This is a genomic window from Clostridium sediminicola (genome assembly GCF_050402865.1).
Lineage (GTDB): Bacteria > Bacillota > Clostridia > Clostridiales > Clostridiaceae > Clostridium_AF > Clostridium_AF sediminicola.
Map to the genome: position 1 here is coordinate 95,737 of NZ_BAABMF010000006.1, position 17,204 is coordinate 112,940.

The 17,204-nt window shown below is 27.9% G+C and carries 18 protein-coding genes; 1 reads left to right on the plus strand and 17 read right to left on the minus strand.

The genetic code is table 11. From position 1 onward, the window contains the following. Positions 1-62 precede the first annotated feature (62 nt). The 4 genes from ACQ3F0_RS12110 to ACQ3F0_RS12125 form a co-directional block, all read right to left on the minus strand. Positions 63-2,426, minus strand: coding sequence for an ABC transporter substrate binding protein (locus ACQ3F0_RS12110; RefSeq protein ID WP_428865521.1), 2,364 nt, complete (start codon positions 2,424-2,426; stop codon positions 63-65). Positions 2,427-2,568: 142 nt separating this feature from the next. Next, positions 2,569-3,744, minus strand: a complete 1,176-nt coding sequence (locus ACQ3F0_RS12115; RefSeq protein WP_428865522.1) for a GGDEF domain-containing protein — start codon at positions 3,742-3,744, stop codon at positions 2,569-2,571. Positions 3,745-3,915: 171 nt separating this feature from the next. Next, the gene (rsgA, locus tag ACQ3F0_RS12120; protein ID WP_428865523.1) at positions 3,916-4,983 is read right to left on the minus strand and encodes a ribosome small subunit-dependent GTPase A; all 1,068 of its coding nucleotides are present in this window, start codon (positions 4,981-4,983) and stop codon (positions 3,916-3,918) included. Positions 4,984-5,467: 484 nt separating this feature from the next. After that, complete coding sequence (locus ACQ3F0_RS12125) at positions 5,468-6,517, minus strand: uroporphyrinogen decarboxylase family protein (protein ID WP_428865524.1); 1,050 nt, start codon at positions 6,515-6,517, stop codon at positions 5,468-5,470. A 140-nt stretch (positions 6,518-6,657) separates the two neighbouring features. On the opposite strand from ACQ3F0_RS12125, the gene ACQ3F0_RS12130 reads away from it, so the two are divergent. Next, a complete protein-coding gene (locus ACQ3F0_RS12130; protein WP_428865525.1) occupies positions 6,658-7,503 on the plus strand; it encodes an AraC family transcriptional regulator in 846 nt (281 codons plus the stop codon). A 46-nt stretch (positions 7,504-7,549) separates the two neighbouring features. Here ACQ3F0_RS12130 and ACQ3F0_RS12135 read toward each other — a convergent pair whose 3' ends face one another. The 13 genes from ACQ3F0_RS12135 to ACQ3F0_RS12195 form a co-directional block, all read right to left on the minus strand. Continuing rightward, on the minus strand, positions 7,550-8,545 hold the full coding sequence (locus ACQ3F0_RS12135; protein ID WP_428865526.1) for a polysaccharide deacetylase family protein: 996 nt from the start codon (positions 8,543-8,545) through the stop codon (positions 7,550-7,552). An 87-nt stretch (positions 8,546-8,632) separates the two neighbouring features. Beyond that, positions 8,633-8,947 carry a DUF202 domain-containing protein gene (locus ACQ3F0_RS12140; protein ID WP_428865527.1) on the minus strand — a complete coding sequence of 105 codons (315 nt, stop codon included), beginning with the start codon at positions 8,945-8,947 and terminating at the stop codon, positions 8,633-8,635. Positions 8,948-9,090: 143 nt separating this feature from the next. Beyond that, a complete protein-coding gene (locus tag ACQ3F0_RS12145) occupies positions 9,091-10,287 on the minus strand; it encodes an ROK family transcriptional regulator (protein ID WP_428865528.1) in 1,197 nt (398 codons plus the stop codon). Positions 10,288-10,388: 101 nt separating this feature from the next. After that, positions 10,389-10,676 (minus strand): YciI family protein, encoded by a 288-nt coding sequence (locus ACQ3F0_RS12150; protein WP_428865529.1) that lies wholly within the window; start codon positions 10,674-10,676, stop codon positions 10,389-10,391. 1 nt (position 10,677) lies between these two features. Further along, positions 10,678-11,244, minus strand: coding sequence for a flavodoxin family protein (locus ACQ3F0_RS12155; protein ID WP_428865530.1), 567 nt, complete (start codon positions 11,242-11,244; stop codon positions 10,678-10,680). 152 nt (positions 11,245-11,396) lie between these two features. Beyond that, positions 11,397-12,005, minus strand: coding sequence for a DUF3137 domain-containing protein (locus tag ACQ3F0_RS12160; protein ID WP_428865531.1), 609 nt, complete (start codon positions 12,003-12,005; stop codon positions 11,397-11,399). A gap of 15 nt (positions 12,006-12,020) precedes the next feature. Next, positions 12,021-12,563, minus strand: coding sequence for a GNAT family N-acetyltransferase (locus ACQ3F0_RS12165; protein ID WP_428865532.1), 543 nt, complete (start codon positions 12,561-12,563; stop codon positions 12,021-12,023). Between the two features lie 115 nt (positions 12,564-12,678). Further along, positions 12,679-12,930: a TfoX/Sxy family protein gene (locus ACQ3F0_RS12170; RefSeq protein WP_428865533.1), complete on the minus strand. Its 252-nt coding sequence runs from the start codon at positions 12,928-12,930 to the stop codon at positions 12,679-12,681. Positions 12,931-13,296: 366 nt separating this feature from the next. After that, positions 13,297-13,629 carry a flavodoxin family protein gene (locus tag ACQ3F0_RS12175; RefSeq protein ID WP_428865534.1) on the minus strand — a complete coding sequence of 111 codons (333 nt, stop codon included), beginning with the start codon at positions 13,627-13,629 and terminating at the stop codon, positions 13,297-13,299. Positions 13,630-13,640: 11 nt separating this feature from the next. Further along, positions 13,641-14,420 carry a nucleotidyltransferase domain-containing protein gene (locus ACQ3F0_RS12180; protein WP_428865535.1) on the minus strand — a complete coding sequence of 260 codons (780 nt, stop codon included), beginning with the start codon at positions 14,418-14,420 and terminating at the stop codon, positions 13,641-13,643. A gap of 101 nt (positions 14,421-14,521) precedes the next feature. Then, positions 14,522-14,980 carry a GNAT family N-acetyltransferase gene (locus ACQ3F0_RS12185; RefSeq protein ID WP_428865536.1) on the minus strand — a complete coding sequence of 153 codons (459 nt, stop codon included), beginning with the start codon at positions 14,978-14,980 and terminating at the stop codon, positions 14,522-14,524. Positions 14,981-15,067: 87 nt separating this feature from the next. Then, on the minus strand, positions 15,068-16,066 hold the full coding sequence (locus ACQ3F0_RS12190; protein ID WP_428865537.1) for a serine hydrolase domain-containing protein: 999 nt from the start codon (positions 16,064-16,066) through the stop codon (positions 15,068-15,070). A 67-nt stretch (positions 16,067-16,133) separates the two neighbouring features. Further along, positions 16,134-17,195 carry a rhomboid family intramembrane serine protease gene (locus ACQ3F0_RS12195; protein ID WP_428865538.1) on the minus strand — a complete coding sequence of 354 codons (1,062 nt, stop codon included), beginning with the start codon at positions 17,193-17,195 and terminating at the stop codon, positions 16,134-16,136. Positions 17,196-17,204 lie beyond the last annotated feature (9 nt).

The following is a 17,204-nucleotide window of genomic DNA, read 5'->3' on the forward strand; positions in this document are numbered from 1 at the left end:
AAAATTATAGTTTTTTATGAAATTTATTTTTTGTGAACTGTACCTAGCTTTTATAGTTTTGCCTACGAATAAATATCCGAAAATTCTATACTTATGTTCTCCACATTTGTATTTATTGTAGTTTCAGCAATCTCATTTTTAGCACTGCCACTTTCTTCTACTAAAACTACAGGTATTTCTATAATAAACTCACTCCCAGTACCAGCTTCACTGTTTAACGTTATTGTTCCATTATGTAACTCAACAATAGATTTAACTAAAGCAAGTCCAATACCACTGCCTTCTGTATTTCTGCTTAAAGAGGAATCAACCTGGCTGAATCTATCAAATATTTTTCCCCTCATATCCTCAGGTATTCCTATACCAGAATCCTTTACCCTTATAATTATACTATTCTGCTTACGTAATAAATTAACTTTAATTACGCCACCTTCATCTGTAAATTTTACTGCATTGGAAAATAAGTTTAACATAACTCTTTCCATTTTTTCTGCATCTACAGCAATTATTTCTTCTTCAGTCTCAGTGTCAAAGATGATTGTAATTCCTTTACTTTGTGCATACTCCACTATTGATAACGAAATATCTTCTACAACACTAACTATATTATAATTTTTTAAGTTTAAACTCATAAAACCCGAATCTATCTTTGTTATATCAATTAGATTATTAATTAATTTTAATAATCTATAACAATTTTGTTTTGATATATTCTTATAATTATTTAGCTTTTCCATATTAGGAACTTTGTTTTTTTCAGCCATACCTTGTTCAATTAATTGTATGATTCCTAGTATAATATTCAAAGGAGTTTTTAATTCATGTGATATAGTTGCTAAAAATTGATCTTTCATTTGGTCATATTTTTTAGCTTCTTCCAACAACTTTTCCTTTATTTCAACTTCTTTTTCAAGTTGTTCTAGCTCTATTTTCTTAGTTATATCTCTAAAATTTAAAACATCCCCACTTAATTTCCCATCAATAATAAATGCTTTAGATACTGTCTCAAACGACCTTCCATCCTTGAAGTTTATAGTATAAATACTATCATTTGTACTTCCTTTAGCTGCGATAAACCAACTAATTAATGCGTCTGCATTTTTCACAACACCTCTAATATAAGCTTCCAATAAAGAAATTCTTTTTACATCCAAAAATTCATTTGGTATTTGCCACATTTCATTTACTTTATCATTTCTATGTATAATATTTCTTTCAGTATCTAAAACTAATATACCATCTCCAGTTGAATCTAGAATAGATTTTAGAATTTCCTTTTCTTCCTTGAGTTCTTTTTTTACGACTCTTAGTCTTTTAATATCTCTAAATCTAGCAAAGTTTATATACACTAGAAATATAATCAATAAAATAACTAATTGATACATTAGAATCTTAGATATTTCAAAAAATGTATTAGGTAAATTTAAAATAATTCTATCTTTTGGTAATTCCTTGTGTTTAATATTGTATTCTTTTAATAAATTATCATCAAAAACATACTGAGTACTACTCTCTTCTACAAAAGGAATTTCACTAACGCTTTTACCCTCAAGTATTGATTTTGCCATTCCCGCAACTACTTGTCCTTCATGATAACCATCTAATATTTTACCACCAATAACTCCACCACCAAGATGCATTTTCCAATAACTATATATAGGTGTATCAACTGCTTCATGTATAATCCTATTCCCTTTTTCAACTGGAATAAGCTCTCCAAATTCATCTTTAAAAATTCCAGTCTGCAAAATTATACTATTTTTCGGTATTTTTTTAACCTTATCAATTATTTCTTCTATAGTACTAATTTGAATGAAATCAAAATTTAGTTTACCCTTATATGAAGGAACTACTTGTTTTGCAATTTTTTCATTCATATCTCCAAAGGTAGAATTATCTGATATCACGATAATGTTCTCTATATCAGGGTGAAGATCACAAGCTAAATCTATTGTTGCAATAACATCGACTTTTTCTGCTATGCCTGTAAATAAATTGTTTTTATTTGTAATAAAATCATCATAAATATTAAGACCGCAACACACTATGGGGATATTTTGAAATAAAGCATCATGATATATTTTCAAAAATTCATAGGCATCATTATCACAAGCAATAATAACATCAAAATTGCTATCTCTGAACTTATGCTTGTATAATTGATACAAATTATTAAGGTGTTCTTCATCTGTAATCATCTTTGTATCCATATATTCTATACGGATTACATTATTGGAATCATTTAAAATACTATTAACACCTTTTACAATATTATCAGTCCATGTATAGCCTTGGTGGTATGAATTAAGAATAAGTATATGTTTTTCTACATTTTCTTTTGCAAATACTGATGTTACATTTAAAAATAAAATATTAATCAATATTATTATTAAAAACACTATCTTTTCTAACCGTTTTCCCATCATAGACGATAACTCCTTTATGATAATGGTATGTTTACATAAAATCATATAACATAATAAATTATACCACAAAAATATATTAATTCCTTTATTTTGCAGTAAAATATACCTACAATTTCTAAAATTTGCGGTCCATTTGGCATTTTTATTGGCACTTAAATTTTCTTCTCAATTTATTGTTATATAAATCCCTATCTGCATTTATTACAAAGCTCCACGGATCTATGTTTTTTTCAGCCATACCTACATATAGTCCTAAACTAATTGTAATGTATTTATCAATTGGGGATAATTGATTATATAATTTTAAACCTCTAACTTTTTCTCTTAAAGAAATTATCTTACTCTCTAATATATTTTTCTGTATCCCCGGAAAAATTAAACAAAACTCATCTCCGCCATACCTTGCTGCGAATCCACCATTTTCTCTACAAAAACTTTTAAGAATATTTGATATTTCAATTATGCATCTATCTCCTTCAATATGACCATAAGTATCATTAAATTTCTTAAAATAATCTATATCAATCATAATCATAAACAATTTAATATTTTTATTAATACTATTCTCCCATTGTTCATCAAGAATAGTATTCAATTTTCTTCTATTATATAATCCAGTTAATGAGTCATGAGAAGAAAGCTCTTCCAGTTTTTTATTAGCTTTATTTAACTCTACATTTTTTTCTTCTATAATCTTTCTTTTTATAAAACTTTCTAATCTATCCTTATAAAGATGACGAGAAACAAACCAACCAATTGTAATAAAAATTGTTGTATTTAAACAATGTCCAAATATTTGGAGCTTAGAGTCTTCCATTAAATAAATCATACTCATAAAAAGCACTTGTATCACAGTATAAACATATAGTAATAAATAAGGTTTAATAAATATAACAAGTGATATACCAACAATAAAAGTCAAATAAACAATAATCTGATGATAATAAATTTGATCTAATATTGATATCCCCGACCCCCATAATAATCCAATTACTACATATGACAAATGTATATATTGTATAGTTATTTGTTTTTTTATCTTTCCATTTCGTATAGTTTTGAATAAAAACATATACAACAAAATTATTACACCCAATAAAATATACATAATTCTATAATACTCCAAGGTTGTACCATAAAAAGTTTTCGGCATAGGCATAAAGGACACTGCAATAATAATTACCTCAAATAAAAAAACAACTTTTGAAAATTGCATACAATTTTTTGTATTATGTAAACTTGTTTCCCTTTCAAATTCTTCTTTATATTTTTCTGGTATTTTTACAAATAACTTCTTCACAAAACTCGATATCTCCATGAAATCACCTTCATTAATTATATTATTCATTAATATTTATCTATCTTTAATTATAATATTTTGATAAATATACAAATATTATTATAAATCAGATTAAATATTTTAGATAGCTTTTTTATGCATAATATTCTAAATAAAACATAAACCCCCATAAATGGGGGTTGGATGATATTAATATTTAATTTTTTGTCTTGCTTTATTTTTCTTTTTAATGTCCCTAATAAAAGATCGTTGACTATTTTTATTAGACTTTCTTTCCATAAATTCAGCTTCTTTTTTGAGTTTCAAATAATTATTATATCTTTGTATAGATATTTCACCATTAATAATAGCTTCTTTTATTGCACATCCTGGTTCACTTTTATGAGTACAATTTGCAAATTTGCACATAGTAGCTATTTCTTCAATGTCTTTGAAGGAATTATCAATACTTTCATTATCTCCTAGCATACCAACTTCTCTCATCCCAGGTGTATCAATAATAACTCCACCTAAGTCCGTTGGGATAAGTTCTCGATAAGTAGTTGTATGACGTCCTTTATCATCATTTCCAATTTCCTTTGTTAGTTGCTTTTTCTCATTTAGTATACTATTCACCAATGTTGATTTTCCAACTCCTGATGAACCAACAAATCCAATAGTACTTCCTTCTTTTATATAAAATTTTATCTGCTCAATTCCTAACATTTCAACAGAAGACACCACAAAGATATCTATTCCTAAAGCAATACTTTCAACCTGTGAATATTTATCATCAATATTTTCACATAAATCAGATTTAGTTAATAAAATCACTGGAGTAGCACCACTATTCCATGTCAAGCTTATATATCTTTCTAATCTTTTCAAATTAAAATCGTTATTTAATGCCATGCAAATAAATAAGGTATCAATATTTGCCGCAACGATTTGCTCTTCACTTCGAGTTCCAGCTATTTTTCTTGAGAACTTGCTTTTTCTTTTTAATATTCCATTGATAATAGCTCTTCCATTATTATCATTTAATCTATCAACAACTACCCAATCTCCAACAGTAGGATAGTCAATTCTCTGAGATGCATTATAAGAGATTTTACCTGAAATTTCCCCTAGCATTTTACCTTCTGCAGTTATTATTTTATATAAGTTTTTTTGCTCTTCAACTACTCTGCCTAAATAATAACCTTTGTAGTTTTCTTCGTATTCCTTTATAAAGGATTTATTTAATCCCCAATGAAAAAGATTTATTTTATTATCCATACTTACCTCCAATTAATTTTAGGCATAAAGGGCGGCGAAGCCGCTTCGCTAGGGAACCTTAGTTTCCCTTCGACGATGCTGACGCATCTGAGCACCCTCCTGAAAGAAGCGGGGAATACTTCCCCTGCACCCCTTCATTTTTATTATATAAAAAATTGAAATTTTCTATATAATAAAAATACCCCAGAATCCAAAAATTTTCATTTTTGCTACTCCAAGGTTTATAGACATTAAAATAAATCTGTTTTTTAAATATATTATACAGTATTCTAAAATATATATTTATGAAACACTTTCCCCAGAGTAGCTTTTATTCAATTCATTTATCAAAATAGACACATTTAATGTTTTCATAATACACCACTCCTTCCATTTCATTTTATCACTATTAATTTAATATATTACTCATATAACATCCTTATTATACCACTATTTTCCCAAATATCAAACATAAGAAAACATATTAAATTATTTAATATCATTTTTATGCCTTATTAATTGCATCCATTATAGTAGTAAAATTCTGCTGCCACCTTTCCTCTGGTACATCTTCAGTTATTCCAATAATAAATCCATTTTTTGAACCTGCTTCTTCAATTAATTTTAATGTACTATTATAAATATCTTCTTGTGAATATAATTGCCAAGTACTTGGCCAATTTAACCACAAAACTTTATTAGGCCATGCTTTCCTTGCCTCTTTAACTGACGGGCTTATTCCTGCATCATAGGCTTCTATATAGTCGAGCTCAGTCTTAGCAATACTCTTCATAATAGTAGTATTATCTGCATCAAAATGACACCCTATAACTTTACCTTTTTTATGAAGTATTTCTGCTGCTTCATTATAATGTGGAACATAATATTTTTCAAAATTATCTACTCCAATAATTTGAGGTACCACATTCCCTCCATAGTTTGCAAATTCAAGTGGTCCATCAGCTACAACTGAATAAATTTTTCTAGCTATATTCACTGAAGAATTATAAAATTTCATGATTTCATCACGATTATCCATCCATTCAAAACAAAATGTTTCAGTTCCCATATATTTAGATATTAATTGTTGAAGTGGCTCAAGACAAATTTTATCACGAAGTACAAAATCTTCCCCAAGCTGCTTTTCCAGTTTTACTACACTTGCATAGTTTGGTACTATAACACTATCTTCTATAAAAAATCGTAAAGCCTTATAATCTTCTGGAGATTTGAACATGTGCTCTAATGTCCAACTTGTATTAATACCTGCTTGTTGTAATGTGCTCAACTCGCCATGAGGTGTGTTATATATAGTTCGTACAAACTTTTCTCCCTCCTCATTCGTATACCCATAAGTTTTAATATCAACATTAGGATGTAATATATTATAAGATGGCTTTCTATAAACTATACAAAGCCCCTTATTCCTCAGCTCTCTTTCTGTTGAACATTGAGGAATCATATTTTCATATACTGTAAAAGGAACTTTATCTGAACAACCCCCTCTTAATGCTTCCATGACACGTTCTCTTGGTGTTTTATTTTTATTATACATAAATTTATATACCCTCCTGTTAATTACAAGGTGACATGCCTTTTGACTATATAAATATCATAGTATATAATTTAAAAATAATGAATAAATAAAGTTAATATTATTATGGACTTTTTCACTATTTGAAAGGAGAGATATTCATGCAATTCTATTCTACATATCGTATCCCCAAAGTAAATGATTCTGGAACTTCAGCTGAAGATGAATATCTACAAGTGAACAGTGCTGGTTATTTTGAATTTGATGAAGGTCGTACTATAAGACATAGAAAATATGGAAGAAATGATTATCTCATGGTATATGTTCATGATGGAAAAGGGATAGTTAAATCAAATGGTATAAATCATGAGATTCAAAAAGGAACAATCTTTGTCTATAGACCTGGTGAAGAACAATACTATGGTCAAATACAAGATCAGCTAATAAAATGTTATTGGGTACATTTCACTGGTTATGGTGTTCCAGAGTTATTCACCAAAATAAATTTTAATACTGGAAATACATTTTACGTCGGGGTAAATAATGAAGTACCTGCTTTAATAAATATGATAGTAGATGAAATCCAAATAAAAAAAGAAAACTTTGAAATGCTTTCAACTTCATTTTTACTTCAACTATTCTCTATACTCTCAAGAAAACATATACTTCATAAGAATAATTTAGATGACCAAAGTACTAGATTGAATCTAGTTATAAATTATATTCACATAAACTATTCTAAAAAAATCACTATCTCACAATTAGCTGCTTTAACTGGATTATGTATAAATAGGTTTATAAATATTTTCAAAATACATACAGGTGTAACACCCAAAAAATATCTAATAAATTTTAGACTAATAAAGGCATGTGAACTCTTAACTGATACCAACTTGTCTATTGGTCAAATCTCATATTTGATAGGGATTGATGACCAATTGTACTTCTGCAGATTATTTAAAAAATATAAAAATATGAGTCCATCTGACTATAGATCTAAGTCCTAAAATAATAAAAACAAACCATTGGCTCTTCAATCAATGGTCTGTTTTATTATTTTTCATATGCTTTGATTTTTAATAAAGTTTCTAAATCAACAATTTCATAGTTTTTACTTTTTAATTCTAAAATGATTGTCTCTAGTGCTTTTGCAGTTTCAATTTTATCTGCATTTGAATGTAATAATATAATATCACCATTTCTAACATTATCTATTACATTTTTAATAATTGCGTCCCTTTCTCTTAAAGACCAATCTAGAGCATCTAATGACCATAGAATTGTCTTAACTTGATTTTTATTCAAAACGGATAAAACTCTATCATTTATATCTCCATAAGCTGGACGAATAAACAGAGGCTTCTTACCAATTATTTCTTTAATCAAGGTTGTTGTTCTTTGCATTTCCTCATTTATTTTATCATTATCATACTTAGTAAGCTCATTATGATAATAACCGTGACTTGCAATAATATTCCCATTTTCATATGCTTGTTTAACTACTTCAGGATACCTCTCTATCTTTTCTCCAAGGAAAAAGAAGTTTCCTTTTATATTATTGTCTTTTAAAATACCTATAATCATAGGTGTTATTATATTATCCGGACCATCATCAAAAGTTAAAGCTATCTTTTTTTTATTTGATCCACTTATAAACACATCTTTACGATTCTTTTGTGCAAACTTTACAATGTCATCTCTCCACTGGCTCATATTTGTTTTCTGCTTACTACTAAGCTTTTCAGATGTTCCCAGAATAGGAAGTATATTTTGTTTACTAGGTATTAATTTTGTTAAAATTTCTTCTATACTTTTTCTACTATATAAAGATACTAATTCTTTTTTATTATATTCATTTTCTAACTTTACTTTAAGAGTAACTTTTGCTTTTTCATATTTATAAATTTCCTGATGATTTCCATTTAATGATTCTGTTTTTGATTTTAATAACCTAAATTCTTGAATATTTTTTATTACAAATCCTATTCCTAATGAAATACATACAATTACAACAACAATAAACTTAAGTTTCTTTTGTTTTCCTGACATTGTCTTATTTACCTTCTCATAAAATTACTTTATAAAAAAATCATTTCAATGCAATTATATCATTGTTTGCTAATCTTTCGTAATATTTTAAAATTTTATTCCAGATAATCTTTTACGCATTCTAAAATACCTTCTTATTCCAACTATACCCGCAAGCAAACCTACAATCAATAGAATAAATCCACCAATAAAAAACATTCTATCATCACTAAATTTAATAAGTGTTAAGCCTATTGCAATTAAGCTTAATGCAGTTCTAAACCAAGCTAAAAAAGTTCTTTCATTTGCTAAAATAGTACGATCTAACGCAAGAAAATCTCTTAATATTAAATCTTCTTTTGGAAAATCATACACCTTTACTTCACGCTCTTCTTTTATAATTTTCATTATAGCATTTTCCATATTGTAATATCCTCCTTTATCTTTATTCCATTTTGGTCAAAAGTTTGTTCAACATTTTTATTAATAAAAAACTATGAAATGATTAATTTTTATAGTTTTAACCAATACGGTTAAAAGTCTATATCTAAAAATAGCTTATAAAGCTAATTTAGAATCTCTTCAATCATTGTTGCTGCTGCACCAACAGAAATTGCATCCTGTTTATACTTTCCTTGTTTGCTAAATAATATTTTATTATTTTGAGTTAATGTATAATTTGATTCAGCATTTTCTACACAAATTTGATAAAAATAATTAGAATATTGTATCAATGGCCCACTTAATATAACTATTTCTGGACTCAATATATTGATATAATTTGCTAAACCTATACCAAAAACGGTAGCTGCATCTCGTAAAATCTCTCTAGATAATTCATCTCCATTTTCAGCTGCATTACAAATATCTTTATATGTAATTTCATCTACTTCAGTATTTATATTTGTTTTTTTACCTTTTTTAACTTCTTTTATAAATTTTTTAAAAATTGCCGCTATTGTTGCATAAGCTTCAACACAACCATATTTTCCACAAGAGCATTTTTCCCCATCCATGTCTACTACCATATGGGCAAAAGTGTCTTCATAATTTAAATGGGTTCTTATAATTTTATTTGAAGCAACAACCCCTGTTCTAATACCTATACCACAGTTGAAATAAGCTATTCCATTGAATCCCTTTCCAACCCCATAGTATTGTTCAGCAAAAACTGCTGAATTTGCACCATTATCTACTACTACAGGTAGTCCTAATTCATTTTGCAATAGTTCTTTAATATTTAAACCTTCCCAACCTAAAGATGGAAACTTTTTAGGATTTATCATTATTCCTTTTTCTTTATCTAAAGGCCCTACAGTTCCAACGCCAGCTCCTATTATCTCAGTACATTTAATATTATATTGGCTTTTTAATTCATTTAACATTTTTCCTATATAATTAATAACCATATCTGGACTAAAATCTTCAGTCATATCTTTACTTCTTTTGCCGATAACATTCATTTTAAAGTCGGTTATTACTACTTGAATATATGTCCTTGATAAATCTATTCCTATCACATAATTTCCTTTAGTATTTATCCCAAAAATTAACGGCTTCCTACCGCCACTAGATTCAGCGATTCCAACTTCTTGAATTAAGTTATAATCTAATAATGGTTTGATTGCTCTATTTACAGTAGTTAATTTTAAACCAGTCTTGTCTAGAATTTCTCCTTTAGTAAACGGTCCATTCTTCTGAATAAGACTATATAATTTCTTTGTTGTTGACGAAAATTCATAAAAAGGATTATGTGTTTTCATTTCTGCACCTCAAATGCCTATATTTCTAGGACTAATTCTATTCTTGTACTTATTATATATACTTTATACCAAAATGGCAATAAGTTTATTATGAATCATCCTTATAAATCTTCAGATAAAATAACCATTTCCCATTCTACTAATTCATATCTATATAGCTTTCTTGAAATAAGAGGGTCTCCATTTGATATTTTTTCTGCCTCTTCTATATTATTTGCTTCAAAAACAATCATACCACCCAGTTTTTTAGTGAAGCCTCCACCCATAAAAAATCTTTCTTTTGCTATATCTTCAAGATACTTTAAATGATCTTCAAAATCTAATTTTGTTACTTTTGCTCCATCAATTTTATAATCAGTTCTCACATATAATATATTACCTTTCTTCATACTAACCCTCCAGTTTATTTATAATACTACTCACATTTTTCACAAAAGACTCTACATATTCTTTACCTCTAGTATCAATTTTTATATCTCCTTTTTTTGATGCTACACCAATATTCCAATATTCTGAACCAACTACAATCATCTCATTTACAAGATAAAATTGAGTCATATCCTTTATAGTAGCTAGCTGTCCTGCTTCTCCACCTATAGCTATTGCTCCGCCTATTTTTCCTATTAATGTTCTCTCATTATTAAATGATACCATAGTAGCTCTTTGAATAAATGCCATCATAAGTGATGTTGGCATTCCAACGTAAACCGGACTTGCTAGAATTAACCCCTTACTTTGTAATACTTTATTATATACCTTATTAAAATCATCATTCTGAATACATTTATTCTGTCCAGTACATTTATTACATCCTAAGCAATGGTTCAACTTTTCACATGCTAAATTGATTGACTCAGTTGTTAACCCTTCTTCTTCTAACTTGTCCTTACAGTAGCTTAACAATATTTCCGTGTTACCTTTTTTTCGTGGTGACCCGCTAATCAGAGAAATTTTCATTACTAATCCCAATTCAAGTTATTTATAAGCACTGGGTTTATGTAGCTATCATTATATCAACTCCCAATGCAAAACTTACTATATTTGCAACTACGGCATATGTTATTCTTCTCCATTTCTTATGCTCTAATAAATATTTTGTGTTATTAATTTTAATCTTTATACAATTTCACTTCTGGGGCATGATTCAAAGTAATACCTTTTAATTCAAAATTATCAAGAATTTTTATAAAGAGCTGGAATAAACTTTTTAATCTATCTATATCTTTAATTACTCCTACAACTTTAAAATATAATTCACTTTCATTCTCATTGAAGCTTGGACCTAATACGCCCTGGCTATCTTTTATCTGGAGATTCATTTTCGGCTGATTTTGCATTAAATTTCTAATATTCTTATCTTGGAGTAAATCCTTAACAACTAACTCGTCATTACCTTTAATTATGAAATCTTTATCAAAAGAATCATATCCGCTTTCAATATTTTGCATACCAAAAGCTTTTCCTATACCCGATAAAAGACCTTTCTTGTTAATTTTGAAACAGAACTTATTATTGTTAATAAATGGAGCTCTCATTCTAGTATAGGTAGTACTGCTTTTACCTGATGAAACAGTATGAGTATCTAAATAAATAGTCCAACTTTTATGTGAATACTCTACTCGTGATTTTTTAAGTACACTACCTTCAATATAGTTAGCATTAATTCTTTCTGATAATTCCTTCCAAATTTCTTTTTTAGATGGTCCAAATAAAGCCATAGTAACACTCCTCTACTATAAATTCCAATCACTTGCTAATATTCCATACACAATATGATTAACATAATGGTCATACAGCCATTCTGCCTCTCTGATCATCCCTTCATTTGTAAATCCTAATCTCTCAGGAATAGCTCTGCTCTTATAGTTGTTTTCTGCACATCTTATTTCAACTCTATTAAGATTTAAATCTGTAATAGCATAATCAACAAGTACTTTACAAGCTTTTGTCATAATACCTTTCCCTACGAATTTTTCACTAAGCCAATATCCAATTGAAGTTGATTTATTCGCTAAATTCATTCCGTGGTACCCAATAACACCTGCAATTTGACCCTTACACCATATTCCAGCTTGAAAACCATTATTTGATGCAAATTGATCCATAGTACTTTGAATAAATACTTTCGTATCTTCTGAACTCTTTGATGCATCAACCCAAGGAAGCCACTCTCTTAAATGTTCTCTACAAGAATCCATTAATTGAAATAGTTCTTCTGAATCTTTGATTTGTAGTAATCTTAGCTCTATATCTTCATTAACTATGTATTTAAACATCTTTTTCTCCCCTTTTTAGTTATTTGATTTTTTAAAATATGATCAGTTATCTATCATATTATGATATAACATAAATTAAAGTTTATCTAGTTAGATTTTATATACCTGTTATTTTCTATTCTATTCGTTCTAAGTACTCTTTCTTTAAGAGTTCTCTATATTCTTTTGGAAGTTGATGCCATCTTGTTTCTTTTATGGCTCCTTCTATAGCATATAACTTATTAGTACATGCTTCTCCTATAGCATTAAGTCTAGCAGTTGCCTCAATGCTACCTACTCGTTTTAATTCGTCCTCACTTGTGATTCCAACCTCATTTAATAATCTTTCTAATTCCTTACCTATATTGGGTAATTTAGATAAACACATATAAATAACCTCCCAAATTTCAACTACACTATTATCCTTATTAAATTATTTAATTGTTACACTTATAATTATTAGACACAAAAAATCTATTAGTCGATTACTATAAACGAGTTATATATCTCTTATCTACCTTTTCAAGCTCCTCTATATCAACCATTTTAGACACTTCTTTCTCTATTTTTTTTACCATTAAATTAGCAAAATAATGTTTTATAAAAGGTATTTTTGCTGGAACATACCATTTAGTACTTTTATCATATGCATTTTTTTCTTTAAAATATGTTATATCGGCTCTTAATATATTAGGAGCTATCTTACAAAGCGATCTAAAAACATGAAAAATTATTATATCACCAAATTTTGGTTTTAATTTTTCATTATTCCAGTTACACTAAACATATATCCAGGAGATGCTAATATTAATCCATCAGAGTTCAATATTTTCTCTTCAATTTTTCTTACATCTAAATAATGTGGGCAATATTTTTCTCCAGTAAAAATACAATTATGGCAGCCTGTACAAAAATCAATTTTATAGTCTGATAAATATAGGTATTCAAATTCAATATTTTCTAAAAGCCTTTTTTCAAAATACTTAACTATTTCAGTTGTATTTCCATTTTTTGAACATCCTAATATTGCTAGTAACTTCATACTATCATACTCTTCCTTGATTTGATTTAAGTAAAATGTCCACATTTAAGTACCCCTTAATACCAGGCCTCTTTTAAAATTTCTCTAAACAACTCATCTAAAACATCAATATCACTATTTTTTTCTGAATGAATATTCTTTACATACTCATCAAAATAATTCAATCTATCTTCCAGAAACTCATTAATTATTCCATTTTGTTTCTCTTCATTCATTTCTTCACCTTGTTTTTTACGTATAAGCAAAGTATTTATTTCTCTTATTAGTTCCTCATTAAGATTTAAAGAATTCATTAACTCTTGAAAAACTGTTGGAGGCTGTGTTCCATACTTTTCAACCCACATACAAGCCATTACTGGACGCAATACATAAAAGTATTTCTTTATTTTAATAATATCTTTTTGTAGATACTCTCTATAATTCCTCACTGCCATATGCATATAATGATAAATACATTTCTTTGATGAAAAATACTCATTTACTAGCTCTCTCATTTTTTCTACAAATTTATCATCTTGCTTATACATTATAGGTGATCCAAGCCATTCGAGAAGTGATGGATTTGATTTTCTAAATAATACTAGAGCTTTTCTAATATCCCAACCACTTATATCTAGTAAATCATTGATGGGTAATTCAATAACATCTCTTTTATCAAGAATGGATAAGTACCACTCAGGTTTATGAATATATATAAATCTAACATCATAGTCACTATCTGATGATTCAAATCCCCAAGCTCTACTGCCAGACTCTATTGCATATAAGATTTTAACTCCGTAATTTTCTTCAATTTCATTTAGCTTTTCTAATATTATATCTCTCAGTTCAATCACCCCTGTCTTTAGTGACAAGTTTCAAGTGATAAGTTACAAGTTTAGGAAGATATTCTTGACTTGTCACTTGTAATTTGTCACTTATCACTTATTTAATTTGCTTATATTTCCTCTAATATAACAACTTTTTTAAAGAATCCATATTTTTTATAAAATTCAAGAACATTTTCATTTCCTTCAGCTACACCAATAATTTTCTTTTTTACACCATAGTTGTTCAACCATTCTATTGCTCTTTTCATCAATCTGTCTCCTAAACCATATTTACGATAATCTTTTTCAATGAAAAGTGAGTCAATTTCACCTAATAGTTCTTTATTTATTGTGCTGATACAATATCCTATAATTATGTCCTTTTCATTATCCTTTAATAAATCAATTTTAACTTTTAAGTTTTTATCATCAATAAACTTATTCTTTCTAACATCAAATGTAAAACTTTTAAACTTCTCAGTAAAATGATTTGAATTAATCTCATGATACTTATTTAACTTTTTCCATAGTGGTTCTACAGAATCCAATAGCTCTATACTTCCACTTATTAAATGAAATTTGCTCATGTAAATCCTCCTCATAAATATTTCAAGAATTAACTTTCCGCTCATATAAAAAGCTAAATATAAAAGTGAAAGGTTATAGTTAAACGTTTATTTTAGTAAAGGCGTAATCTCCCACGCTCCATCAATTGTATTTGATAGTACACTATATGTAATATTTTTTTTCGAATTATGATAAGATTTAAATGATACTCCAGCATCTTCTCCCATAATATATGGAACAAAATCTTCACCTTCTTTAGCTAACCATACTCCTAGACCATATCCAAACTTTTCTTCTTTTACATGAGGTGTAAGTAATTGTTCAAGTAGATCTTTATCTATAATATTTCCATCCATTAAATTCTCCCAGAACTTAATAAGATCATTTGCTGTAGTAAAGATCCCACCATCTCCACCACCAATTATAGGTAGATTATATATATTTGTTCTCCATTTACCGTTTTCTAATTCTACGTACCCATTTGCACAATTTGAGGGTAGTCGATCAAGCATAAAGAACCCAGAATCTTTCATATCTGCACGCTCTAATACTTCTTTTTTAATCCACTCATGATAATCCCCTGTTAATTTTTCAATTATTACAGCTAGAAAAACAAAGGCACTGTTGTTATATGAAAATTTTGTACCAGGTGTAAATTTCATTTCTCTATGCGGCATTATTTCAAGATACTCTGAAGGCTTTAGTAAATCGTTCCACGGAACACTTACTCTAAAATTATCAAAATCCGCAATAAATTCTTCATCAAAATAATCAGGTATTCCTGAAGTGTGAGTTAGTAATTGTTTGATGGTTACTGTTTTATCGTAAGTTGGATAATTAAATGGTACATATTCAAAAGCTAAATCATCTAATTTGATCATTTCCTTTTCTACTAAACGCATTATTCCAAGCGAAGTAAATAACTTTGCTCCAGATGCAATACCAAATATAGTAGTAGCTTTATTAGGGATTTCATTAGCTCTTTCTAAATATCCTCTAGCTTCTTCTAATACTATTTTATCTTCTACTTTAATAGAGACAACTCCTGAAAAATTTGTTGTGTCCATTTTTTCCTTTACTTCTATTAATCTTTCTTCGTTATACATCTATAAAACCTCTCTTAAAAATATACTTTTTTATTTTCTATAATATAGCCTTTTTTATGATATCAACCTAGTCAAATTTAATTTTAAATTGTTTTAACCTCTTGTTGTTTTGGAATTTTCCATTAATAAATCGAATTTCTCCACTAAAATCATTAGGTAATTCATCATTAAAAACAATCATTGCTTTTTTTCTATCCTCAGAATATAATAATTCAAATTTTATCCCACTATTTGTGGATGAATGAAAACTTGATCCAATTGATGTTATTCCTTCTTTTGAAAAGGCTTCTTCAAATTCTATTTCAATCATTGATTGGTTATTATTTATTTCTTCTATTGTGCTACAAGGTGATATACTTACAGTATCTACAAACATTTTATCTAACCCTGTTCCTAAATAAGTAATAATAATCAGAATTACACCTAGCGGTATTAATCCTACCAAAGAAATAATTCTTTTATTATTTCTAAAACCACATCTTTTGTTCGGTATATTTTTTTCTATAATTTCAGTAATTCTTGCTCTAATATCTTCTTTTAAAATTATGGTAAATACTATACCAACAATAGTTGCAACTAAATGCCAAATAACTGTATATATAGAACTTAATGCAGTTATAAATATCCAGATAAAAAATAATTCAACAATCATAAGATAAAATAATTTATCATGTATTACCTGTTGTTTATTTTGTTTATATATTTGAATTAGTATATAAAATACAACAGGACCATATGACCAAACTACCCCGGATATACCCACTAAGGTAGAATTTAGTTTGTCCCCAAAAATAATATAATATGTTATTAACACTAAACTCCCTGATACAAAACTTAATAATAAATACTTTTTTGACCCTATAATCCTTTCAATAATTGTTCCAAATAGCAAAATAACAGACATATTGCTTAAAAAATGGACATAAAAAAACCATCGCGGGTATAAAGTATGCTGAAAAGTACCAGAAAAATACTGCCAAAAATATTTTGGTTTAGACGCTGTTACAAAAACATAATACAGATTGTTATCTACTGATGTTGCAATCCAAACAGTAAAGCAAGTTAATACTAAAATCATTGAAATCCATGGAATTCCCAACTTTTTCTTATAATAAATATTCGATATCATTTTTCCACT